The 23,778-nt window shown below is 36.0% G+C and carries 14 protein-coding genes; 8 read left to right on the forward strand and 6 right to left on the reverse strand.

The window, feature by feature from the left end:
• Positions 1–70: 70 nt before the first annotated feature.
• Positions 71–9,487 carry a PKD-like domain-containing protein gene (locus ACSVH2_RS11855; protein ID WP_438093400.1) on the reverse strand — a complete coding sequence of 3,139 codons (9,417 nt, stop codon included), beginning with the start codon at positions 9,485–9,487 and terminating at the stop codon, positions 71–73.
• A gap of 339 nt (positions 9,488–9,826) precedes the next feature.
• On the opposite strand from ACSVH2_RS11855, the gene ACSVH2_RS11860 reads away from it, so the two are divergent.
• Positions 9,827–10,519, forward strand: a complete 693-nt coding sequence (locus tag ACSVH2_RS11860; RefSeq protein ID WP_438093401.1) for a tetratricopeptide repeat protein — start codon at positions 9,827–9,829, stop codon at positions 10,517–10,519.
• 42 nt (positions 10,520–10,561) lie between these two features.
• Here the strand turns inward: ACSVH2_RS11860 and ACSVH2_RS11865 are convergent, their stop codons facing one another.
• Complete coding sequence (locus ACSVH2_RS11865; protein ID WP_438093402.1) at positions 10,562–10,951, reverse strand: hypothetical protein; 390 nt, start codon at positions 10,949–10,951, stop codon at positions 10,562–10,564.
• A 132-nt stretch (positions 10,952–11,083) separates the two neighbouring features.
• Here ACSVH2_RS11865 and ACSVH2_RS11870 point away from each other — a divergent pair, with 132 nt between their 5' ends.
• Genes ACSVH2_RS11870 through ACSVH2_RS11895 form a run of 6 tightly spaced genes read left to right on the forward strand, consistent with a single transcriptional unit; the run spans position 11,084 to position 15,594 of the window.
• On the forward strand, positions 11,084–12,442 hold the full coding sequence (locus tag ACSVH2_RS11870) for a UDP-N-acetylmuramate--L-alanine ligase (protein WP_438093403.1): 1,359 nt from the start codon (positions 11,084–11,086) through the stop codon (positions 12,440–12,442).
• Between the two features lie 6 nt (positions 12,443–12,448).
• Complete coding sequence (gene radC, locus ACSVH2_RS11875) at positions 12,449–13,138, forward strand: RadC family protein (protein ID WP_438093404.1); 690 nt, start codon at positions 12,449–12,451, stop codon at positions 13,136–13,138.
• Between the two features lie 56 nt (positions 13,139–13,194).
• The gene (gene parS / locus ACSVH2_RS11880) at positions 13,195–13,698 is read left to right on the forward strand and encodes a type II RES/Xre toxin-antitoxin system antitoxin (protein ID WP_438093405.1); all 504 of its coding nucleotides are present in this window, start codon (positions 13,195–13,197) and stop codon (positions 13,696–13,698) included.
• Positions 13,698–14,156, forward strand: a complete 459-nt coding sequence (locus ACSVH2_RS11885) for an RES family NAD+ phosphorylase (protein WP_438093406.1) — start codon at positions 13,698–13,700, stop codon at positions 14,154–14,156. The genes parS and ACSVH2_RS11885 overlap by 1 nt, the downstream gene beginning before the upstream one ends.
• 8 nt (positions 14,157–14,164) lie before the next feature.
• Positions 14,165–14,857 carry a YjjG family noncanonical pyrimidine nucleotidase gene (locus tag ACSVH2_RS11890; RefSeq protein WP_438093407.1) on the forward strand — a complete coding sequence of 231 codons (693 nt, stop codon included), beginning with the start codon at positions 14,165–14,167 and terminating at the stop codon, positions 14,855–14,857.
• Entirely contained in the window at positions 14,857–15,594 is a 738-nt protein-coding gene (locus tag ACSVH2_RS11895) for a hypothetical protein (protein ID WP_438093408.1), read from the forward strand. Before ACSVH2_RS11890 ends, ACSVH2_RS11895 begins: the two co-directional genes overlap by 1 nt.
• A 42-nt stretch (positions 15,595–15,636) precedes the next feature.
• Here ACSVH2_RS11895 and ACSVH2_RS11900 read toward each other — a convergent pair whose 3' ends face one another.
• Positions 15,637–16,914 (reverse strand): replication-associated recombination protein A, encoded by a 1,278-nt coding sequence (locus ACSVH2_RS11900; RefSeq protein ID WP_438093409.1) that lies wholly within the window; start codon positions 16,912–16,914, stop codon positions 15,637–15,639.
• Positions 16,915–17,372: 458 nt separating this feature from the next.
• Here ACSVH2_RS11900 and ACSVH2_RS11905 point away from each other — a divergent pair, with 458 nt between their 5' ends.
• Positions 17,373–18,134, forward strand: a complete 762-nt coding sequence (locus ACSVH2_RS11905) for a rhomboid family intramembrane serine protease (RefSeq protein WP_438093410.1) — start codon at positions 17,373–17,375, stop codon at positions 18,132–18,134.
• A gap of 70 nt (positions 18,135–18,204) precedes the next feature.
• Here ACSVH2_RS11905 and rlmB read toward each other — a convergent pair whose 3' ends face one another.
• The 3 genes from rlmB to ACSVH2_RS11920 form a co-directional block, all read right to left on the reverse strand.
• Complete coding sequence (gene rlmB, locus ACSVH2_RS11910) at positions 18,205–18,939, reverse strand: 23S rRNA (guanosine(2251)-2'-O)-methyltransferase RlmB (RefSeq protein ID WP_438093411.1); 735 nt, start codon at positions 18,937–18,939, stop codon at positions 18,205–18,207.
• Between the two features lie 74 nt (positions 18,940–19,013).
• Positions 19,014–20,471 (reverse strand): SusD/RagB family nutrient-binding outer membrane lipoprotein, encoded by a 1,458-nt coding sequence (locus ACSVH2_RS11915; protein WP_438093412.1) that lies wholly within the window; start codon positions 20,469–20,471, stop codon positions 19,014–19,016.
• 11 nt (positions 20,472–20,482) lie between these two features.
• Entirely contained in the window at positions 20,483–23,752 is a 3,270-nt protein-coding gene (locus ACSVH2_RS11920; protein WP_438093413.1) for a SusC/RagA family TonB-linked outer membrane protein, read from the reverse strand.
• Positions 23,753–23,778: the final 26 nt, after the last annotated feature.

Here is a 23,778-nt window from a genome sequence, read left to right on the forward strand (position 1 = left end):
AAGGTTAGTTAAAAAAAAACTCCCATCTTGATACTTCGGAATGGGAGTTGATTGATTATAGAAAAGTGCTTTAATGAACCAATTTTTTGCTAACTACTATGCCATTACTTAGTTTAATAGTTGCTATATAAACTCCATTAGCATAAGGAAACTCTTCTTCAAAATGATTGCTTATAGTATCTAATGTATAGGTTTTAAATAGCTTACCTGAAATATCATAAATGGCAATTTCTTCGATACCTTCTGTTGATTGAATTTTAAGTTTATCGTCAGTAATATAGGCTAAGGTAGTATCCATTTCTTGTGTTAGATTACTTAAAGTAGTATCATTATATCGCAATACAAATCGTTCTGTATATGTTCCTGTTGTTGCAGTAAAATTATAAGGTGCTTGTCTTAAATTATGAATAGTATTTAATAATTTATCTTCTAAAAAGATATTTTGAGCTGTATTTAAAAACAATCCATCTACCATTGCTAATGCTATACTATATTGACCGCTTTCGTATATGTCAACACCCATTTTTACTTGATCCAAATCATTAAAAGGTAAGGAACGACCTTGGATGATAAATTTGTCTTCATCGGTCAAAGAAAATAATTTCAAACTATTATCTTTTTTAGAAATGGCATCATACAAGTTGTCCTTTTCCATTGTAGCACCACTCACATAGCCAACCAATGTTCTGACAGCTTGATTACTACTATTGAGCTCAAGCCATATTCTGTTGAATTCAGGATTTTCAGTAGTTGTGGTGTTTTGGGTTCTTAAAAAATTGGCTCCAGTACTATTGCCATAAGTATTATTTCTTAGACTATTGTTGAAATTTACGGTTGCAGATGCTGCAGGACCATCAATCATAGTCACAAAGAAACCTTGACAAGCGCCAATGTAATAATCGGGATTAGGACTGAGCAAATTTCCAGTCAGGTTAAATGGAATATAATCAATTGGATTATAATTTGATACAAAGTTGTCATAAAATGGATTTCCTATAAACGTTGATGGAAGATTACCATGTGTCCAAATGTATAATGCACCCGTTAAAACACTTGAATTTAATGTTAAAAAATCTCTGGTACTAATAGCTGACGGATAAGGGTTTCCTAATAAATTCCAGTTGTCGTCTAAAGTGGTAACTTGTGCTCCACTTGGTAGCGTGTAAGTAGAACCACTATTATTTGATCCACGATAAATAGGAATGGAGATATTACCATTTCTAGGGATTCCAGTAAAGGTAACTTGTAAATTTTGATTGGCGGTATTGTTAAACCAGCTTGGTCCACCTACAATATACCCTTGACCAGCATTCATTATGCCTGAAGCTGTTTGCCAATTACCTTGAGTTCCATTAGCGTTTGAAAAAGTCGTATTCCAGCTGTATTTATACCCATTAGAAGGATGACTGTTGATGTTAAAATTTTCAACTGGTGATGACCAATAAACATAATCAAGGCGTTTCTGTTGTGCAGTTCTAGTATAAGTAATAGTACCAGTATTGACTACATTATTGATTTGAATCAAACTTCCATTATTTTCTATAGTAAATAAACCTCCAGCATTAACGGAAATAACATCGGTTACAGTTAACGAATTATTGGGTTCTATTTCAAGATCTCCTCCATTTAATATTGATACAGAATAGGCAAAGGCATTGCTATTTATTTCTGGGTCGTTTGTTACGTTAGGTATAGTTACACAATGTGTTGCATCAGGAACACCAGTTGGAGTCCAGTTTGCTGCATTGCTCCAATCTGAATTTACAGCACCATTCCAAATTTTTCCAAATGAAGTAACTTCTATACAGTTACTGGTGGTAGAACAGCTTTGGCCATTCAGCGTTGAGGTAACTCTCACTTGAAAATAAGTTGTTTGTGTTACAGCTGGAGGATTATAGGTTGCACTAGTTGCTCCCGAAATATCAGCCCAGCTTCCTCCACATCCTGTAGTATTGCTTTGCCATTGATAGCTTACTGTTCCCGAGCCTGTTGCAGCGGTAGTAACCGTAAACGCAGCTGGATCCAAATTACTACATAACGATTGATTTCCTGCAACGGTTGATGGGGTTACATTATTAACAAAAACGGTTATGAAATTTGAAATAGCAAAACAATCGGTTCCGTTTACAGTAGCTTTTACCACTCTTTGATAAAAGGTATTTTGTGTAATTGGTCCTGGTGCATCATAAGTGGCACTTGTCGCACCAGATATATCAGTCCATGGTCCAGCACCACTAGTCAAACTATACTGCCATTGGTAAGTTAATCCAATGCCTGTAGCAGCTGTAGTCTCTGTAAATGCAGCTGGATCACCACCAGAACAAACGGTTCTATTTCCGCTAATGACACCTGCAGTTACACTATTGGCTGTTACGGTAATACAATTGCCTATAGCAGTACATGGAATTCCATTTAGGGTTGAAGTTGTAATTCTTCTATAATAGGTGGTTACTGTTAATCCTGGTGGTGGATCATATGTGGCGCCTATTGCTCCTGAGATTGCGTTCCATGTTCCTCCACAACCTGTTGTATTACTTTCCCATTGATACGAAAGTGTTCCCGAACCAGTAGCTGGAGTAATCACTGAAAAGGCGTCTGGATTGTTGCCACAAATGGTTTGATCACTTCCTACCGTTCCTGCAGTGACATTGTTTACAAATACAGTTACACAATTACTATAATCAAAACAAGCAATAGTTAATGTTGAAATGGCTTTTCTTCTAAAATAGGTGGTTACGGTTAATCCTGAAGGAATATCATAAGTTGCTGATGTTCCGTTTACAGTAATATCACTAAATCCAGAGTTACAGTCTATTGTGCTGCTTTCCCATTGGTAGGTTATGATTCCTGCTCCTGTTGCAGCCACACTAGTAAAGGCAATTGGATCTCCTCCAGAACAAATAGTTTGAGTTCCAGCAATACTTCCTGGATTTATAGTATTTATGGTTACACTTATAGGAGTTGTATTTTGGGAACAACTAGCACTATTGGTAGTATAGGTTACTCCAGTTACTACTGGTGGAGTTGCACCGCTTGACAAGGAAGTAGCGGTTCTAATATACCAAGTGTTTACTGTTACTCCTATTGGTGTATAGGTTGGAGAAGTGGCTCCAGAAATAGGAGAGTATGGTCCTGCAGGTCCTGTTGTGCTACTTTGCCATTGATAGCTTATCGTTCCTGCTCCTGTAGCCGCAGTTTGTGTAAAAGCTACAGGATTTCCACCACTACATATGGTTTGATTGGTAGCTATAGTTCCAGGATTAACTGCTGGTGCTACAGTTATTGTAACTGTTATTGGTGTTCCTGAACAGCCATTTGAACTAGGTGTTATAGTATACGTTACGGTTTGTGAAGTTAATGATGTATTGGTCAGTACATCAGGAATGGTATAGGTTCCAGCAAAAGCTACTGGTGTATTACTTCCTGATCCCAAAGTACTTATTAAGTTGGCATTCGCACTTCTTGTCCATGTCAAAGTGGTAGTAGCATCGGTAATATTCCCTCTTATAACAATGCCAGCATTCGTACCACTACAAATAGTTGCACTTGGAACCGTTGCAGTTGCTGTAGGACGTGGATAAATGCTTACATTAAGAACGGTTGGTGAAGCGCTACAAATAAAATTATTGTTAGAACTATTATAAACATTAGGTGTTATTGTAATTGGAGTAACAACTGTTGCATTTGTATTATTTATTGTAGTTAAAGAGCCAATACTAGCTGAAGAAATAATTCCAAAAGATGTTGTTCCAACAGGTCCTCCAGTAGAAGGGGTAATATAGGCTGAATTTGCAATCCATATATAACGAACGTATGAAGTTGGTAGGTGTATTGCACTAATATTTGGTGTAAATGATGAATTAGGACATAAGATACCAGAAGGAATATTTGATACATTAAAAGTAAAACCAATATTTGTAATAACTTCAACCCAAACAGTATTACTAGTTACTGAACCACATAAATTAGTTACTACAAGTTGGTAATATAGATCATTAGCACTAGAAACAATAAAAGGAGGAGAATAAGAAAGTGAATTTGTTCCAACATTTGTCCAAGGTCCTCCTGAAGCATTTGGACTGCTTTGCCATTGATAGGTATAAGTACCTGAACCACCTGTTGGTAATGTAGAAGTAAGTGTTGCTGGAGTAGAGAATACACAAACTGTTTGAGCAGCACTGATCACTGGAGCCACTAATGGAGCATAAACTGTAACGGTAGCTGTTAAACTACTACTACAGCCATTGGCTGCTGTCGCAATTATTGTAAAAGTAGTGGTTTGGGTTGCAGTACTATTATTAGTTAATGTTCCTGTAATTGATGAACCTGAACCGCTTGCAGCTATACCGGTTAAGTTTGTTAGATTATCTCTTGTCCATGTATAAGTAGTTCCAGTAACATTATTTGGGTTGGTAATGTTCATTGGAGTTATCGCGAGACCAGTACAAATAGTTTGGGATGAAGGTGAAACCAATATCGTTGGGGTTGGTCTTACAATTACAGTTGTATTCGTAGTTGAAAAACAAGTTCCCGCAGTAGCTGTAACCGTAAAGTTAGTGGTTTGATTACTATTGGTGTTGTTGACTAATGTTCCTGAAATTGGTGTTCCTACGCCACTAAGCATTCCACTCAGGTTGGTGGTATTGTCTCTATTCCAACTATAAGTTGTTCCAGCAACACTATTAGGGTTGGTAATGGAAACTGGTGCAATGGCTGTACCACCGCAAACTGTTTGTGAAGCTGTACCTACTGCAACCGTTGGTTTTGGGTTCACGGTTATAGAAACAGTAGTAGTTGATGAATCACAACCGTTGGCAGTCGCTTTTATGGTGAAAATTGTTGTTTGTACAATATTAGTTGTATTGGTTAAACTACCCGAAATCGTTGCACCGATTCCGTCTGGAATTCCTGTGATGTTTGTAGTGTTAGTTCTCGTCCAACTATAGGTTGTTCCAGTTACCCCATTTGGATTACTTATAGTAATTGGGGTAATGTTTCCTTCGGAACAAATAGTTTGATTGGTTGCTGGAGTTGCTAAAACAGTTGGTATTGGGTTTACTACAACATTAACAGAAAATGGTAAAGAATTACAGCCATTTTGTGTAGTGGCAATCATAGAAAACACAGTTGTTTGGGGATTATTAGTTGTATTGGACAAATTACCTGTAATTGATGCGCCACTTCCTGAAGGCGCCATTCCAGTTACAACTCCAGTATTATTTCTGGTCCAGTTGTAATCTATTGTGCCAGCAATACCGTTCGGATTAGAAAAAGTAATTGGAGTACCAATAGCTCCACCAGAACATAGAGATTGTGTCAATGGTGAGCCAGATACTGTAGGTCTTGGATAAACCGTTACTAATACAGAGAATGTAGTTGCCGAACAACCTCCCGTGGAAGCAGTCACGTTATAAGAAGCGGTTTGTGTTGTATTGGTTGGGTTTGTTAATGTTTGATTAAAATTACTTTGTCCGCTTAATGCTGTAGCACCAGTAATTCCTCCTGTAACTGTTGGTAATCCCCAAGAATAGCTAGTGCCAGGTGGGACAATGTTTCCTCCTCCATTGGCTGGTGAAATGGTTACTAATTCACCACTACAAACTGTTGGTGAGTAATTTAATGTTATGGATGGTGTTATGTTTACTGTAACAGTATAGTTGGCAGATAGTATTCCGTCTCCACATGCATTGTTTCCTTTTACGGTAACAATTCCTGAAGTTGCCGCCAAGCTATAATTTACTGTTATGGTTTCTGTATTGTTGCCTGAGGTGATGGTAGCTCCTGTAGGTAATGTCCAAATGTAGTTCAAAGCATTAGCAATGACTGGAACGGAATATACTACGCCAATATCGCCTTGACAAACTATTGCAGGTCCGGAGATTGTGCCTGCATTGGCAGGTAATGGATTTACAGTTACAGGAAAATTTGCGGATACAATTCCATTTCCACAGCCATTTGTTCCTAATACAGTTATATTTCCTGATACTGCTGTGGTTGAGAAAGCTACAGTTATGGTATTGGTATTTGAACCTGCGGTTATTGTTGCGCCACTTGGTAAAACCCATGTATAACCTGTTGCATATGTTATGGCTGGAACAGAGTAAATAACACTATTTTGTCCTTGACAAACGGTTGCACTTCCAGTTATATTTCCTGCTGCTATTGGTAATGGATTTATCGTAACAGGAAAATTAGCAGAAATAATTCCATTGCCACAAGCATTTGTTCCTAGAACAGTTATGTTTCCTGATACTGCGGATGTGTTAAAATCTACAGTTATAGCGTTTGTATTGTTACCTGATGCTATTGTTGCTCCAGAAGGTAAAGTCCAAACGTAACCCGAAGCATTTGCTATAGCAGGAACTGAATAAGTTACTCCATTTTGTCCTTGACAAACGGTTGCACTTCCAGATATAGTTCCAGCGGCCACTGGCAATGGATTTACTGTTATAGGATAATTAGCTGAAACAATTCCAGTACCACAAGCATTGGTGCCTCTTACGGTTATGTTACCCGAAGTAGCTGAAGCACTGAAATCTACAATTATAGAATTAGTGTTTGCACCAGATACTATTGAAGCACCAGATGGTAAAGACCATATGTAACCTGTAGCATTGGCAATAGAAGGAACAGAGTAAATTACTCCACTTTGCCCTTGGCAAACGGTTGATGTTCCAATGATTGTACTTGCTACATCAGGTAATGGGTTTACTATTATAGAATAATTAGCAGAAACGGTTCCGTTGCCACAAGTATTGGTACCACTTACGGAAATATCTCCTGAAAGAGCTATGGTTGAATAATTCACAGTTATGAAATTGGTATTGTTACCCGTTGCGATGGAAGCTCCATAAGGTAATGTCCAGCTGTAACTTGTAGCATTGGTAATAGCTGGCACAGAGTAAGCAACATTATTTTGTCCCTGACAAACGGTAGCGGAACCCGAAATTGTTCCTGCAGCCACTACTAGATCTTCCACAGTTATTGTGCCCGTAGCATTGATACTACCACAACCACCAGTTAAAGGAATGCTATAATTAAAAATACCCGATACGGTTGGTGTACCACTGATAGTGATAGTGTCTAAAGCCCAAGTAGCCGATACACCTGCTGGTAAACCGTTTGCTCCTGATACACCATCATTGGCTATACCCGTTGCGGTTGTTGTAGCATGAGTAATGGCCGTCAAAGCAGTATTGATACATAAGGTTGGTGTGCTGGATGCTACGCCTGCTGTATTGTTTGGGGTTACTATTATGGTTCGAATAACCGCTGGTGAAGTTGGACCGTTACAACCATTAGCAGTTACTTGAATAGTTACGGTTCCTGAAAAACCATTTGACCATGTCATCACACCTGAAGAATTAATACTACCTGCTGCAGGGTTACTCAAACTCCAGTTTAATCCAGTATTGTTTGAAGCTGTTGTAGCATAGGTTGTAGTTGTTGTTCCATTGGATAATTGGCAAGTAGGTTCTGTTCCTCCTGCAATTGTTATTGATGTTGGAACTCCAACGGTCGGGATTATAATTACAGTTCGAATCACTTGAGATGATGGTCCATTACAACCATTAGCAGTTACTTGAATATCTACGGTTCCTGAAAATCCATTTGCCCAAGTCATCACTCCAGTTGTAGCATCAATACTTCCTGCCGATGGATTGCTCAAACTCCAGTTGAAGCTGGTGCTGTTTGAAGCAGTTGTGGCATAGGTTGTGGTAGTTGTTGAGTTTGTTAACTGACAAGTAGGCTCTGTCCCTGATGCAATTGTTATTGTTGTTGGAACTCCAACGGTCGGGATTACTGTTACTGTTGCACTTCCTGTCATTGTTTTTACACAACTCGTAGTTGTATTTGTAGCAATAACCGTATAAGTCGTAGTTCCTGTTTGTGTACCAAAAGAAATAGCAGAACCCGTACCAGCAATTGAAGCGCCTATTGGAGTAACACCATTGAATAATTGATAATTTACTCCTAATGTAGAACCGTCTATCCCAACTGCTAATCCTGAACCTCCACTGCAATATGATCCTGTTCCGGTTACATTAAATGCTGTGGGTAATGTATTTATTGTTACTGTTCGAACCACCTGTGCTGACGGACCATTACAACCATTGGCAGTTACTTGAATATTTACAGTTCCTGAGAAACCATTGGACCAAGTCATAACACCTGAAGAATTAATACTTCCTGCTGCAGGGTTACTCAAACTCCAGTTTAATCCAGTATTGTTTGTAGCTGTTGTAGCATAGGTTGTAGTAGTTGTTCCATTGGATAATTGGCAAGAAGGTTCTGTTCCTCCTGCAATTGTTATGGCTGTTGGTGTTCCTACGTTTGCGTTTACAGTAAAATTACTTGGACTAGTTGCTATCCCTCCTGGTGTTGTAACGGTAATAGCTCCAGAAGTTCCTGCTGCAACTGTAGCCGTAATTTGTGTAGCCGAGTTAACTGTAAACGAAGCCGCATTTGTTCCACCAAATCGTACAGCAGTTGCTCCTGTGAAATTAGTTCCAGTTATAATTACCGTAGTTGAATTTGCACAACCATTATTAGGGGTAAAATTAGAAATGGTTGGGGCAACATGAGTAACACAAATGGTAAAGGCATTAGCGGTTTGGTCACCATTTGAGTCATATACTTGAACTTTGTAGCTTTGTCCTATTGTCAATCCCGTTAATGTCATAGTTTCTATTCCACCGTTACCTGTTGCATTTACACATCCGCCGCCAGTTGGTATTGTTGTCGAACCGCAAGTAGAAATAGCACCTATAACAGGGTCAAAACCGGGAATACCATCTACATTAATAATATGAGTGTTTGCAACAGCCGTAAATTGATACCATACTGCATTTTCAGTACCATTGGTACAATCACCTGTTTCATTATTGTCAGTTGCACCTATGGTTGAACCTGTTGTTGTTGTGCAGGATGTGTTTGATGTTAATCCAATTGCTCCAGCACATACATCATTGTTAACTTGTGTTACACACAAACTTGATAAAAACATATCACCATTGCTTCCAACATTAACAACTTTTATATAATAAATTCCATTGTTAAGTGTAGCATTTATACTTTCGAATTGAGCACTATTTCCACTAATATCGTTAGCACATGCAATTTGAGCTAATCCTGTACATGCGCCTGTTTGTGAAATTAATTGTAAAAATAAATTTCTGTCTGTTGTTGTTCCTGTTATTGTTATATTTAATGGCCCACCAGTTACGGTAAAAGTATACCAACCTTCGCGGTTAAATGTTCCTGTGCAACTACCTATATTTGGTAAGCTTTGATTAGTATCACCAATATTATCGTTTATGGCACAACTGCCAATTGTTATAGAAGTTGCATTTCCACAATTTGTTCCTTGTGCAATGGTTTTCTGTAAAGGGAAAAACATAACCACCATCATCAAAAATAAAATGAATTTAGAGTGGTTGTTAAGTGAACTTCTTTTTGTTTGTTTTATAGGGTAGTATTTTTTCATCATATTCCGTTTTTTAAAAAGATACTCAGTAATCATTTGAAAAAGAGTAACAAAAAAAGAGTAATACTTTTTATAATTTTTATTTGATAAGTTGTGTTTTGTAAATGGGGCTTTTTAACATAATTCATTCATTTTCAGAATAAAATAAATTAACTCTGCAAATTTTATAAATGTAAGATTATAAAGCAAAAAAAATTGACCAACTTCATTAAAAACCGATAAACTACAGTATTAAAGAGTCAATTAGTTTCCTAGTATTAACAATCCTTTTTCATAAGTTTAAAATATTAGTATATATTTGTGTTTCACAATAAATTAAAATTTTTAAACAAAATAAAAATGAAATATTTTTTCTGTAGTTTTTTATTGTTTCCTATCATGATGAATTCACAAGCCAATTTTGATAAGGCAGAAAAGTTGTTTTCACAAGAAAAGTATACTTTGGCCAAACCCATCTTTGAAAACATTATAAAAGACAATCCTAATCATCTCAAAGCATTGGAATATCTTGGTGATATTGAAGGTCATTATAAAGCATGGGACAATGCTATGGTTTACTATGGTAAACTCAAAAAACTAAAGCCCATGGAAGCAGACTATTACTATAAGTATGGTGGTTGTCTGGGCATGAAAGCGAAAGAGGTTAATAAGTTTGCTGCCCTAGGAATGATTGACGATGTTAAGCTTTCGTTTGAAAAAGCCATTGCACTCAATCCAAATCATATAGATGCACGATGGGCACTGATCCAATTATACCTTGAATTACCTGGAATTGTAGGCGGAAGTGAAAGAAAAGCCCAGAATTATGCCAACGAATTGCTTAAAATATCACCTGTAGATGGTTACCTTGCTAAAGGACACATTGCGGAATATTTTAACAGATACAAAGAAGCCGAAAAAAATTATACCAAAGCTATCGCTGTTGGTGGTTCTAAAAACACTTACCAAAAACTCTCTAATTTATACAAAAATAAATTAAACCAACCCGAGAAAGCCAAAGAAGTCATGGATACCTATTCTCGTAAAGGATAGTTCAGAAAACTGAATTACAAGGAATTAAATTATATTTTTTTGTCATGCTTTGGTTTTTTTATACATTTGAATTATAACATTAAACTTCAACATGATGAAAAAAATCTTTTTTTTAGCTATTGCATTAGTAGGTTTTAAAGCAGGCGCACAATCGGTTTCAAAAGCTAAAGCAACAACCCCTTCTGCTACAAAGTCAGCTACTACAGCAACAGCAAAATCAGCAACAACAGCAACAACACAATCAACAACAAAAGAATAAGAAGCCGCTGGTAAAACAGAAGTTAATACCGCGAAAAAATCCAACTCCACAGTTAAAAAAGTCAATAAAACAGCCAAAGATGTAGAAAAAGGTGCTGATGAAGCTTCTAAATATTCAAATAATAAAGCTATTAATACAACTAAAACAGGAGCAAAATCTGTAAAAGAAGCCACTGCTGAATAATTTAATAGAATGTTTTTTATAAATGACCTTTAGATTTTTCTAAAGGTTTTTTATTGCCTCAATGTTTTCTTTTTTGTGTATTTTTGGGCTAATTAAAAGTATAAATTACTATACCATACAAAATGCGTACACATTTCATAGCCATTGGCGGTGCAGCCATGCACAACTTAGCATTAGCATTACACAATAAAGGATATCAGGTTACAGGAAGTGATGACGCTATCTTTGAACCATCTAAATCACGATTGGAGAAGAAAGGATTATTGCCTAAAGAAATGGGTTGGTTCCCAGAAAAGATAACCACTGATATTGAATCTATTATTCTTGGGATGCATGCTAAAGCGGACAATCCCGAGTTATTAAAAGCCAAAGAATTAGGTCTGAAAATTTATTCCTATCCTGAGTTTCTTTACGAGCAATCCAAAAATAAAACACGAGTAGTTATTGGTGGTTCTCACGGAAAAACAACTATTACTTCCATGATTTTGCACGTGATGCACTATCATAATATTGAAGTCGATTACATGGTTGGCGCACAACTAGAAGGTTTTGATACTATGGTTCATCTCACAGAAGACAATGATTTTATTGTTTTGGAAGGCGATGAATATTTGTCTTCTCCAATAGATAGACGACCAAAATTCCATTTGTATCAGCCTAATATTGCATTACTTTCGGGTATTGCTTGGGATCACATCAATGTGTTTCCAACCTTTGAAAACTATGTAGAACAATTTGAAATATTTGTCAACCAAATTACCAAAGGAGGAATTCTAGTTTATAACGAAGAAGACGAAACGGTTAAAAAAGTTGCCGAAGAAACCACCAATACCATTAGAAGAATCCCATATCAAACGCCAAGTTATTCTGTAGTTGATGGAACAACCTTGTTAGACACACCAGAAGGACCGATGCCCATTGAAGTTTTTGGCGCACATAATTTAAATAATTTGGCTGGAGCCAAATGGATTTGCCAAAATATGGGCGTTGACGAAGCGGATTTTTACGAAGCTATTTCCAGTTTTAAAGGTGCTTCAAAACGCCTAGAAAAAATTGCCGAAGGCAAAGGAAAAGTCGCCTACAAAGATTTTGCCCATTCACCAAGTAAAGTATCGGCAACAACCCAAGCCGTGAAAGCACAATATCCAAATAGAAAATTGGTAGCTTGTTTGGAATTACACACTTACAGTAGTTTGAATGCCGAATTTTTAAAAGAATATGAAGGTGCGCTTGATGCAGCAGATGTAGCATTAGTCTTCTATTCGCCCGATGCGGTGAAGATTAAACAATTAGAGGAAGTAACCTATGATCAAATAGCTCAATCCTTCAAACGTGATGATTTGATTATTTATACCAATCCACAGGAATTTAAAGATTTTTTATTTGCCTATGATTTGAATAATTCAGCTTTGCTTTTAATGAGTTCAGGAAATTATGGCGGATTGAATTTTGATGAGGTGAAAAGTTTAATTAAAGACTAATTGCCATTGGAACAAAATTTCTCCATAAAAAATTGGGCCGAAGACGACAAGCCACGCGAAAAGCTAATGCTGAAAGGCAAAGGTGCTTTGAGTGATGCCGAGTTGGTCGCTATTCTTATAGGTTCTGGAAGTAGAAATGAAAGTGCTGTTTCATTAAGTAAACGAATTCTATCGAGTGTTGATAACAATTTGAATGCTTTGGGGAAATTATCCTTGAAACAATTGATGGAGTTCAAAGGAATAGGAGAGGCAAAAGCTATTTCTATTGCGGCAGCATTAGAATTAGGACGACGACGAAGAGCCGAAGAAACGTTGGAACTAAAAAAAATCACATCTAGCAAAGCGGTTTTCGAAATCATGCAACCCATTATAGGTGAATTGCCACACGAAGAATTTTGGGTGCTGTATCTCAATAATTCTAACAAAGTAATTTATAAATCACAACTTTCCAAAGGCGGAATTACAGGAACAGTAGTTGATGTTCGGTTGATTTTCAAAACAGCTTTGGAAAATAGCGCAACCTCTATAATTTTGACGCACAATCATCCATCGGGGAAATTACAAGCCAGTGATGCCGATAAAGACATTACCAAAAAACTAAAACTCGCTGGCGAACAACTGGATATAAAAGTTTTAGACCACATTATCATTACAGAAAGTGGGTATTATAGCTTTCAAGACGAAGGCATTTTTTAAATAAATTTGGATTATGTTGACAAATGTCATATTTTAGCAGACAAATGTCAAAAGATATGTCTAAAATAGTTTCCAATTCTGATGTTCACCTTGATAAAGTTGTGCGTTTATATGTTTCAAAAGTAGAGAAAGATTATAAAATAGCACTAATTGATAAGAATATCACATACAAAAAATTTCTTTCCAACAGAATGTTAATTGTGCATTCTATTAGAAAAGGACTTCCTTATGAATTATACGATTTGATTAAAGAAAGAACGCCATTTAAAGAGGAAGAATGGGCAAAATTCCTTGGTGTTTCCACACGTACGCTTCACAGAAATAAGTTAAAGAAAGATTTCTTTTTTGATGCAATTCCTTCAGAGAAAATTTTAGAATTGGCAGAAGTTACTGCTTTGGGAAGGGAAATTTTTGACGATGAAGAGCAGTTTTATTTATGGTTAAACACACCCAGTTTTGCTTTGGGAAATTTAAAACCATTAGATCTGTTGACAGATTCATATGGTAAGGAAATGGTCATGACAGAGTTGCATAAAATAGACCAAGCTATTTTTCTCTAATGGAAGTTTATAGGTTACTAAACAAAAAGCATCCAATAGAATTATCAGGAATTGGAGCTGCAAAATTTGGCGCAAGATGGAATTCAAAAGGAACCGAAATAGTGTACACTGCTCAAAGTAGAGCTTTAGCAATGGCAGAAGTTGCAGTACATTTAACATTGGCTACTTTACCAAGTAGTTTTTTAATGATAACCATTCAAATTCCTGATGATATTGAGGTAATTGTTTGTAATCAAAAAAAAATAGTAATCGGTTGGAATGAATTTCCAGAAAATACCACCACACAGATTATTGGTGATGAATTTATTCAAAAAAAAGAGTATTGTGTAATGAAAGTTCCATCGGCAGTGGTTAGAGGAGATTTTAATTATTTATTAAATCCTTATCATCCCGATTTTAAAAGAATAAAAATTACCCATCATGAAAATTTCCCTTTTGATAAAAGAATTTTTAAATAAAAAATAAGTTGCAGCCAAATACTATCACCGATATATTTTTTGATCTCGATCATACCCTTTGGGATTTTGACAAAAACTCTCATAAAGCATTTGAAAAAATTTTCAAAGCCAGACATGAAACCATAGATATTCATCAATTTATCGAAATTTATGCACCAATCAATCAAGCGTGTTGGAAGTTATATCAAGTGGATAAAATGACTCACGAAGAGTTGCGGTATCAGCGGTTGAAGCAAACATTTGATGTGTTAAACTACGCTATTTCGGATGAAGAAATAGACAGAATTTCTATTGATTACATTGACTTTTTGCCCGATAATAATCAACTTTTTGATGGTGCTATTGAAGTTTTAGAGTATTTATTTCCTAAATATAATTTGCATATTATTACCAATGGTTTTGCCGAGGTACAACGAAGAAAAATGAACTATTCTGGACTAGATATCTATTTTAAAACCATTACCAATTCTGAAATGGCAGGTGTTAAAAAGCCACATAAAAACATATTTGAATTAGCACTATCTTTGGCTAATACCCGAAAAGAAAATGCCATTATGATTGGCGATTGCATCGATGCTGATGTGAAAGGTGCATTGGACTTTGGAATGAAAGCTATTTTATTTGACGAAAAAGAAATTCATGCTCCAGAAGAAGAAATTTTAGTTATAAATCATTTATTAGAATTAAAAAATATATTGTGATGAAGAAAATACTTTTATGTCTGGTGTTATTTGTTTCATTTGCTGCTTTTTCGCAAAGTATCAATGATTATCAATATGTAATTGTTCCCATTAAGTTTGATATTTTTAAGGAAAATGACAAGTACAACCTGAATACAACCACCAAATTATTGTTGCAGAAATATAATTTTAAAGCTTATTTGAGTACAGATGATATTCCTACTGAAGTCATTAACAATCAATGTTCCTATTTAACAGCGACTTTGGTAGAAAAAAATACCACTTTTATGACTAAAGTAAAATTGGTACTTATGGATTGCAAACAGAAAGTACTGTTTGAAACCGAATTTGGCACAAGTCGCAACAAACAGTTGGCGCCAGCTTATAATGAAGCTTTGAGAATGGCATCAAAATCATTTGACAAATTAAATTACAAGTACAATGGTTCCATTATTTCAACAGTTACTACGGTTGTTCCTGTTGCAACACCAGTGCCAACTCCAACTGATAATGTTTCTCCTAATGATAATAAAAATTCAGAAATATTCTATTTTGCACAACCTATTGCGAATGGTTTTCAAGTGGTGGACAGTGAGCCAAAAGTAATTATGAAATTATATACAACCTCACAAAAAAATGTGTTTATAGGAATAAAAGGAACCATTAATGGCGTTGTTCTTTCAAAAGAAAATCAATGGGTTTTTGAATATTACGAGAATGGAAAGTTGGTTTCGGAAGCGATAAATTTGAAATTTTAAAAATAACTTTCTTCGTACTTAGAATTTCTTAACTCGTACTTTTCAATACCCATACTTATCTTTCCAACGATTTTTTAAAAAAGTCTTCATCTCATTTTCGCGAGCATTGTTGCCTGGTTTGTAGAAAGCAGTATTTTTTATTTCCTCTGGAAGGTATTCTTGTTCCGAAAAATTATTAGCATAATTATGCGAATATTGGTACTCTTCACCATAACCCAATTCCTTCATCAATTTGGTTGGCGCATTTCGCAAATGAATAGGCACTGACAAATCTCCAGTTTGTTTTACTAAAGCTTGTGCTTCGCCAATAGCCATATAACTCGCATTACTTTTAGGAGATGTGGCCAAATAAATAGCACATTGGCTCAGTAGAATTCTACTCTCAGGATAGCCAATGGTGGAAACTGCTTGAAACGTATTATTGGCCATGATAAAAGCCGTTGGATTGGCATTACCAATATCTTCACTTGACAAAATCAACATTCTTCGGGCGATGAATTTCACATCTTCGCCACCTTCAATCATTCGAGCTAACCAATACACAGCACCATTTGGGTCGCTACCACGAATGGATTTTATAAATGCCGAAACAATATCATAATGTTGTTCGCCGGTTTTATCGTAAAGCACTGTATTTTGTTGCACCAAATCCAAAACTTTTTGATTGGTAATCACAATTTGACCTTCAGGACTTGCATTTACGACGAGTTCAAAAATATTTAATAGTTTGCGTCCATCGCCACCCGAAAGTCGAAGTAACGCTTCGGTTTCCTTTAATTTTATTTTTTTGGTCGAAATGATTTTATCTTCCTTCATCGCTCGCTGCAACAAAGCCAATAAATCTTCCTTTGAAAACGGATTGAGAATATACACCTGACAACGTGACAATAATGCTGGAATAACTTCAAAACTTGGATTTTCAGTTGTAGCGCCAATCAATGTTACCCAACCTTTTTCCACTGCAGCTAATAACGAATCTTGTTGCGATTTACTAAACCGATGAATCTCATCAATAAACAAAATTGGATTTTTAGCCGTGAATAAACCACCACTCAATTTCGCTTTTTCAATCACATCACGAATATCCTTTACGCCACTGTTGATGGCGCTCAATTCATAAAAAGGACGGTTGCTTTGCTTGGCAATAATTTGTGCTAAAGTAGTTTTTCCTGTGCCAGGTGAACCCCAAAAAATCATGGATGGAATCACACCACGGGCAATTTGTTGTGTCAACGAACCATTGTCGCCCACTAAATGCAGTTGGCTAATATAATCCTCTAATCGCTGTGGTCTGATGCGTTCGGCAAGTGGTGCTTCCATGTTGTAAAAATACAGTTTTTTTATTTTTATAGTAGCGAATGTTTTGGGATTTATCAGCTTTTGCATTTCCCGCTATCCGCTACAATCTCTTCGAGGATTTCCGCTATTATCGGGGCTAAATAGCCATCTTTTAGGCACTTTTGTGAGTTATTAACAATTTTTCCCGAAACCTCCAAACACTAGTGCGACACCCTTTCGGGAAAGTCCGAAACCTCCAAACACGAGTGCGACAAGCTTTCGGGAAACCCGAAAAGGTCATACGCCTCTGCAGGAAACTTTCGGGAACTTCCGTAACCTTAACTCACTACTGCAACAAACTTTCGGGAAAAAAAATAATGAAACTGCCAATATAGCATTAATTAAAATTTGGCTTTATCTTTGAATTACAATCAAAAGTTTTTAAAGAAACCCAATACAGCAAAAACCCAATACAGCAAAAACCCGAAACTCGCAATCCAATGAACGATTACCATCATTTCAAGTTTACACCTTCTGTTTGGATTGTTCCATCGTTCCTGCTTATTTTGATTTGGGCCATATTCTTTTTTGAGCACAGTTTCAATGTTGATTTATCTACTCATGGTATTTTACCAAGGACATTTCAAGGCTTGCAAGGTGTTTTCTTTAGTCCTTTTTTGCATGGCGATTTAAATCATATTGCCAATAATTCCATACCGCTTTTTATTCTCACCACAGCACTCATTTATTTTTACAGAGATATTTCGCTAAAGGTTTTGTGCTATGGTATTTTGTTATCTGGAATAATTACTTGGGTAATTGGACGAAATTCTTTTCACATAGGAGCAAGTAGTCTTATTTATGTATTGGTTTCTTTTATTTTTTTCAAAGGAATGATGACACAATATTACCGATTGATGGCATTATCTCTAGCTGTAGTGATGCTTTATGGTGGCATGATTTGGTATATTTTTCCCGAAGTAGATAAAAGGATTTCGTGGGAAGGACATTTGGCAGGATTGCTAACAGGATTTATTTTTGCCACTTATTTTAAAACCCCCGATTATGTTAAGTCCACGCAATTCCCTTGGGAAAAACCCGATTTCAATCCCGAAGAAGATGCTTTTATGAAGCACTTTGATGAAGACGGTAATTTTGTAAACACACCAAAAGAAGAGGAGATTGTTGAAACGCCTTCTACTGAAATTAAATATGTTTATGAGTATAAAGAGTATAATAATTCTACTCCAACAAATGAGTAATTAAACCATTAAGAAATTTAGTTAATTAAGGGGTAATGAAACTTAATTTCTTAATTGTTTTAAAAAAAAATTATTGACGTTGTCTCACAGCTTCATAAAGAAAAGCACCACAAGCTACAGAAACATTCAGTGAACCAATAGTTCCAAACATGGGTAATTTCGCTTTTTCATCCACAATTTTCAACACCGAAGGATTAATACCTCGGTCTTCGCTTCCCATAATGATGGCAACTGGTTCGTTTAACGAAATATCATAAATGTTTTGATCGGTTTTTTCGGTAGCGGCAACAGTTTTAATGCCACTTCCTTGAAGGTAAAAAATAGCATCTTTAATATGGTCCACTTTGCAAATAGGCAAATTGAAAACCGCACCAGCGGAAGTTTTTACCGTATCACCATTTACTGGTGCTGAACCTGTTTTTTGCACTATAATCCCATCAACACCTGTACATTCTGCCGTTCTGATGATGGCACCAAAGTTTCTTGCATCGCTTAATTGGTCAAGGATTAAGAATAGTGGTGTCTTTCCGCTCGCTACAACGCTATCCACCAACGTTTCTAATTTTACAAACGTGATAGGAGCAATGGTTGCTACTGCACCTTGATGGTTGTTGGGAGTTAATCGGTTTAATTTTTCAACAGGTACGTAGGAGAAATTGATGCTGTTTTTCTTCATCACTTTCATCAATTCCTGCATCAATTCGCTTTGTGTATCGCTTTGTATAAATACTTTGTCAATTTCCTTTCCAGCGTTTATTGCTTCAATTATCGCTCTTATTCCGAAGATTTGGTTCTCTTTTTCCATGGCGCAAAGATATAAAAAAACCACCCCGAAATTGTCGAGATGGTTTTATAAAAAATTTGATCGTTAAAGTGTTATTAGAAAATGTCCCAAAACAATTTAGTTTCTACAAAATCCCCACCAATGGCAGTACTTGCATTTTGATAACTAGCGGCATTGAGCGTTTGTTCAATTATTGGATAAGTAAAACGCACTGGAATTCCTGATACAGCATCAGGTGGTGCAATTAATGTTGGGAAATCCAATCTTCTCCATGATGTCCAACTTTCAAAACCAATGTTGTATAAGGCAACCCAACTTTGAATTCCAATTTTTTGTCTCCAAGTTCCAGTAGCTGTTGTATAAGCAATAGCAGGTTGTGATAAATAAGTTAAAGCATCTGCAAGACTTCCACCCCAATCAAGGATTGATGCAGTTACACCTGCATTGTAGTGTGCTTCAGCATTGGCAGGAGTTCCATACATTGATCTTTCTGCAGCTTCTGCTAATAAAAATTCCGCTTCTGAATAATCTAAAATAGCTCCAGGATAATCAGGCACTTGAATGGTACTTGTGATATGACTTAAATTAGGGAAAGAATTTTCAACTCCATTTTCTCCACCAATATATTCTATTCCAGGAGTTGATGGGTCATCCATATTATCATCAAAATACAATGCGCGTCTTGGATCGTTTTGAGAATTCATATAATCTACAATAGTATTGGTAGGAACAAAATCAGAACGTCCACTTGCTACTAAATCTACATATAAAGGATTTGTATTAGGTGTAGCGGTTAAGTATTTCAATTTTGCGCTATCAGCATTTGAAGCAAAAACAAAAGGCGCTGCACTTGATACTGTGGCTGTTGCTAATGCTGTTTCACTTGGAATATCTGCAATCACAAGACCCATTTTCAGTTTTAACGTATTGGCAAATTTTACCCATTTATTAACATCTCCAAAGTAAATTCTGTCGCTTTCGCCAAAACTTTCTGCTGAAGTGTCTAAATTTGAAATAGCAACATTTAGTCTGCTAATTAAATCTCTGTAAATTGTTAAACCATCGTCATATTTTGGTTTTTTAATATTGATATCCAGAGCTTCTGAGTAGGGAACATCTCCAAAAGTTTCCACTAAAATAGAGTAGGTGTAAACATTCAATACTTCAATAATGGCAAGTTTATTTTGCTTAACTGATGGATTGTCTGTTGCTAATACAGGAGCATTTTCTATGTTTATAGCACCTTGGTCTAAATCTTTAAGAACATCTTTGTAAAGAAACTGCCAGTGTTGTTCTGGAATAGTTCTGGTGGTCAAGTCATAGTTACTTTCATCTGTATAGGTCACTTCGGTCCAATGTTGGTTTATTAACCTAAAAATGTTATTGTTAACATTGGTATTTACCATTTGATCAACTAGTGCTTTTTGAGCGCTAGTGAATAGCGCTTCACCGGGAACGTCAGATGGATCTTTTACGTTCGTATTTAAATCTTCAAGGTTATCGCAAGAAGCAATAAACATTGATGCCATTAAAATTAAAAATATTTTTTTCATGATTTATTTTTTTAGAATTGTAATTTAACGTTAAAAGTTACATCTCTTGTTGAAGGTAAAGAACCTGTTGAATATCCTTGTAAGTTACCTGCACCTAAACCAGACTCAGGATCAGCATCGGGTAAATTTTTACTAATAATCCATAGGTTTGTGCCTATGATACTAAAAGTAACGCCATTGATGAAAGTATTTTTCAACACCTTTTCACTAAGTGAATAGGAAATAGAAGCTTGTCTTAATTTTACATAACTTGCATCATATACAAATGCTTTGTCAGGTAAACCTCTTCTGTAACCGAATGCACCATATCTATCGGCACGGATTCTTGTGTCGTTTACGTTTCCATCAGGATTTACTCCAGGGTTAATAAATCCTCCGCCATCAGCTAGACTATTTCTTACTGGGTTTCCTAAATCGTTAATGTAAGCAGTATCATCATAAAGACCTGTGGCTAATCCATAATATCTATCTAATGAAAAAATATCACCACCTTGTTGCACATCAATCAAAAATTCTAAACTAACATTTTTATAGTTGAATCTGTTGTTAAGTCCAGCAATCCAATCTGGATTTGCATCCCCAATAATTTGATCAGAAGTATCTGTTTTTATGTATTGTCCATTGCTGTCGTCAACTACTCGTTGGCCATCAAGATAAGTATAGTCAGTTCCAAATATTACACCATAAGGTTGTCCAACTTGAGCATTGATTGTTACACCACCTTGAAATGAACCTAGTTGTAAATTATCAATACCATCTAGTAAAGACACCACTTTACTCTTGTTCTGTGACCAGTTAAGATTAATGTCCCAAGAAAAATTAGGTGTTTTAACTGGAGTACCATTTAGGGAAACTTCAACTCCTTTGTTTGATATTTCACCAGCATTAATAAGTTGGTATAAATAACCAGTAGCAGCAGTTACACGCAAAGGGATAATTTGGTCTAACGATTTTGAATTGTAAACAGAAACGTCAAATCCTAATCTCTTTTTAAACATAGAAACTTCTATACCTGCTTCAACACTTTGTGTTTTTTCAGGTTTTAGATTTGGATTGTTTTTAGTGTCTTTTACAGTTGCTGATGCCGCTCCGAAAGCAGTATTCACAGCATAGGTATCTAACACTCTGTCAAAACCAGGACTATTTCCAACTTCGGCATAGTTCAGTCTAATTTTTCCAAACGATAACCAACTCGGTTTAACAAATTCTGAAAAGACAAAACTTGTTGAAACTGAAGGATAGTAATAAGTACTATTTGCTGAAGGTAGTGTAGATGAGTGATCTTGTCTAATAGTTCCTTCTAAAAATAAATAGTTGTCATATCCAAAAGAAGCACTACCATATAATCCATCAACTCCAATGGTTTCGTCTCTTTCAATAGGAGCCAAAAGTGGACTTGCAGTGTTTTGTAATGAATATAACCCTGGAATAGAAATCCCACCGTTTGTTGCAGCCCAAATAGACTTGTAAGTACTTCTGCGGATATTTAGTCCAACTACTCCTTTAAGGTTTAATTTTTCGGTAAGGTCTGTATTATAATTTAACATTAAATCATAATTGTATTCTCCGTAGGATATATTTTTTCTAGAATAACCTGACCCAGCTGGATTTCTTCCTGTGCTATAGTCACCGCCGCCTGAACCAATTCCAAAATCAGTAGGTACACTACCAACGGCGCGTCTTTCTTCTTGTAACTCGTCATAGGTATCAACCGAAATTCTACCGTAAATATCTAACCAACTTGCCACTTTATAATTTAAAGAAGCATTTCCAATAAATCTATTTCTTTCATCGGTTTGGTAGTTTTCATAACGTTGAAAATAAGGATTGTCCCAAAATATTGGAGTAGGATCTGTATATGAATTTGGATTCCATGTAACGTTTCTGCCTGTGTCAAAATAAGCATTGGCTAACGATTTAATATCAACATTGGTTTGCCACCATTGACGGAAGTTACCAGCTATATTATCATTATATCCTGTGCTGTTTCTACCTATGGTACTTGTTTTAGTATAATTGGCATATCCAGCTACAGTTAATCTATCATTTATTAAAATAGAAGAATTTAAAGTAAACGTATTTCTTTTTAAGTTACTGTTTGGTAATAATCCATTTTGATTAAGATTAGTTGCGCCAAATCTTAAATAGCCACCTTCAAAACCTTTGTCAACTGAAAATGAATTCATGTAAGTCTTTGGGCTTTCAAAAAAGGTTATTGGACCATTTTTAGCATTTACCCACGGTGTTGCTTGAAGATAATTTGGCGACTCAGGGTAAAAAGCATCCCATTGATAAACCAATAAATTAGGATCAAAAGCTTGACCGTAAGAAGCATCTTCGGTTAAAGGAGTTACAAAATCTAAATTTCCATCGCCATCAATGTCTATTTGGTCTAAATATGAATCTCCATCTGGACCATAATAGGGTCCGTAACCGCCACCATATTGATTTTGATATTTCACAAAAGTACTTTTATCAACAGAACCCGTAGTTAAACTAGAATTGACAGTGATTGAATATCCTTTTGCTTTTTTACTGCCTTTTTTTGTTGTAATCATAACAACTCCGTTGGCAGCTCTTGAACCGTATAAAGCACTTGCAGCAGAACCTTTCAAAACATTTATACTTTCAATATCCTCAGGATTAATGTCGGATGCGGCATTTCCATAATCATAGCCATTACCAGTTTGCTCTTGAGCTCTACTATTCGAATTGTTGTTACTTACAGGAACACCGTCAATAACAAAGAGTGCTTGATTGTTACCAGTTAAAGAGGCATTACCTCTAATTACAACATTGGTTGAACCACCAAAGTTGGTTGTTCTTTTTACTTGTAATCCAGAAACTTTTCCAGAAAGAGCATTTACAAAATTGTCGCTCTTCACAGCGGCAATATTTTCTCCTTCTACTTTTTGAGTGGCATATCCCAGAGATTTTTTGTCTCTTGAAATACCCAAAGCTGTTACAACAACACCTTCTAATTCAACTGCATCATCAACCATTTTAACATTAATGGATGAGGAAGAAGCCACAATTTCTTGCGTTCTCATTCCAATGAAATTGAATACTAGTGTCTGACTAGAGGTTGCTTTGATGGAATATTTTCCATCCATGTCAGTTTGAACACCCAGATTTGTTCCTTTTACAAGAACATTTACGCCAGGAATTGGTAATCCGCTGTTATCTGATACTACACCAGAAACAACTCTGTCTTGTGCAAAAGAGATTTGCACCAATAACGCTATGAACAGCGTTAAGAAGCCGTTTAACTTTGTTTTCATAAATAAATTTGGTTTAATTTAGTAAA

It is taken from the genome of Flavobacterium sp. RSB2_4_14 (assembly GCF_051547085.1).
Lineage (GTDB): Bacteria > Bacteroidota > Bacteroidia > Flavobacteriales > Flavobacteriaceae > Flavobacterium.

Bases quoted from the DNA above. Each gene is read 5' to 3' on its own strand.
- ACSVH2_RS11855 (WP_438093400.1), bottom strand. From the start codon at position 9,487: ATGAAAAAATACTACCCTATAAAACAAACAAAAAGAAGTTCACTTAAC.
- ACSVH2_RS11860 (WP_438093401.1), top strand. From the start codon at position 9,827: ATGAAATATTTTTTCTGTAGTTTTTTATTGTTTCCTATCATGATGAAT.
- ACSVH2_RS11870 (WP_438093403.1), top strand. From the start codon at position 11,084: ATGCGTACACATTTCATAGCCATTGGCGGTGCAGCCATGCACAACTTA.
- parS (WP_438093405.1), top strand. From the start codon at position 13,195: ATGTCTAAAATAGTTTCCAATTCTGATGTTCACCTTGATAAAGTTGTG.
- ACSVH2_RS11885 (WP_438093406.1), top strand. From the start codon at position 13,698: ATGGAAGTTTATAGGTTACTAAACAAAAAGCATCCAATAGAATTATCA.
- ACSVH2_RS11895 (WP_438093408.1), top strand. From the start codon at position 14,857: ATGAAGAAAATACTTTTATGTCTGGTGTTATTTGTTTCATTTGCTGCT.
- ACSVH2_RS11900 (WP_438093409.1), bottom strand. From the start codon at position 16,914: ATGGAAGCACCACTTGCCGAACGCATCAGACCACAGCGATTAGAGGAT.
- ACSVH2_RS11905 (WP_438093410.1), top strand. From the start codon at position 17,373: ATGAACGATTACCATCATTTCAAGTTTACACCTTCTGTTTGGATTGTT.
- rlmB (WP_438093411.1), bottom strand. From the start codon at position 18,939: ATGGAAAAAGAGAACCAAATCTTCGGAATAAGAGCGATAATTGAAGCA.
- ACSVH2_RS11915 (WP_438093412.1), bottom strand. From the start codon at position 20,471: ATGAAAAAAATATTTTTAATTTTAATGGCATCAATGTTTATTGCTTCT.
- ACSVH2_RS11920 (WP_438093413.1), bottom strand. From the start codon at position 23,752: ATGAAAACAAAGTTAAACGGCTTCTTAACGCTGTTCATAGCGTTATTG.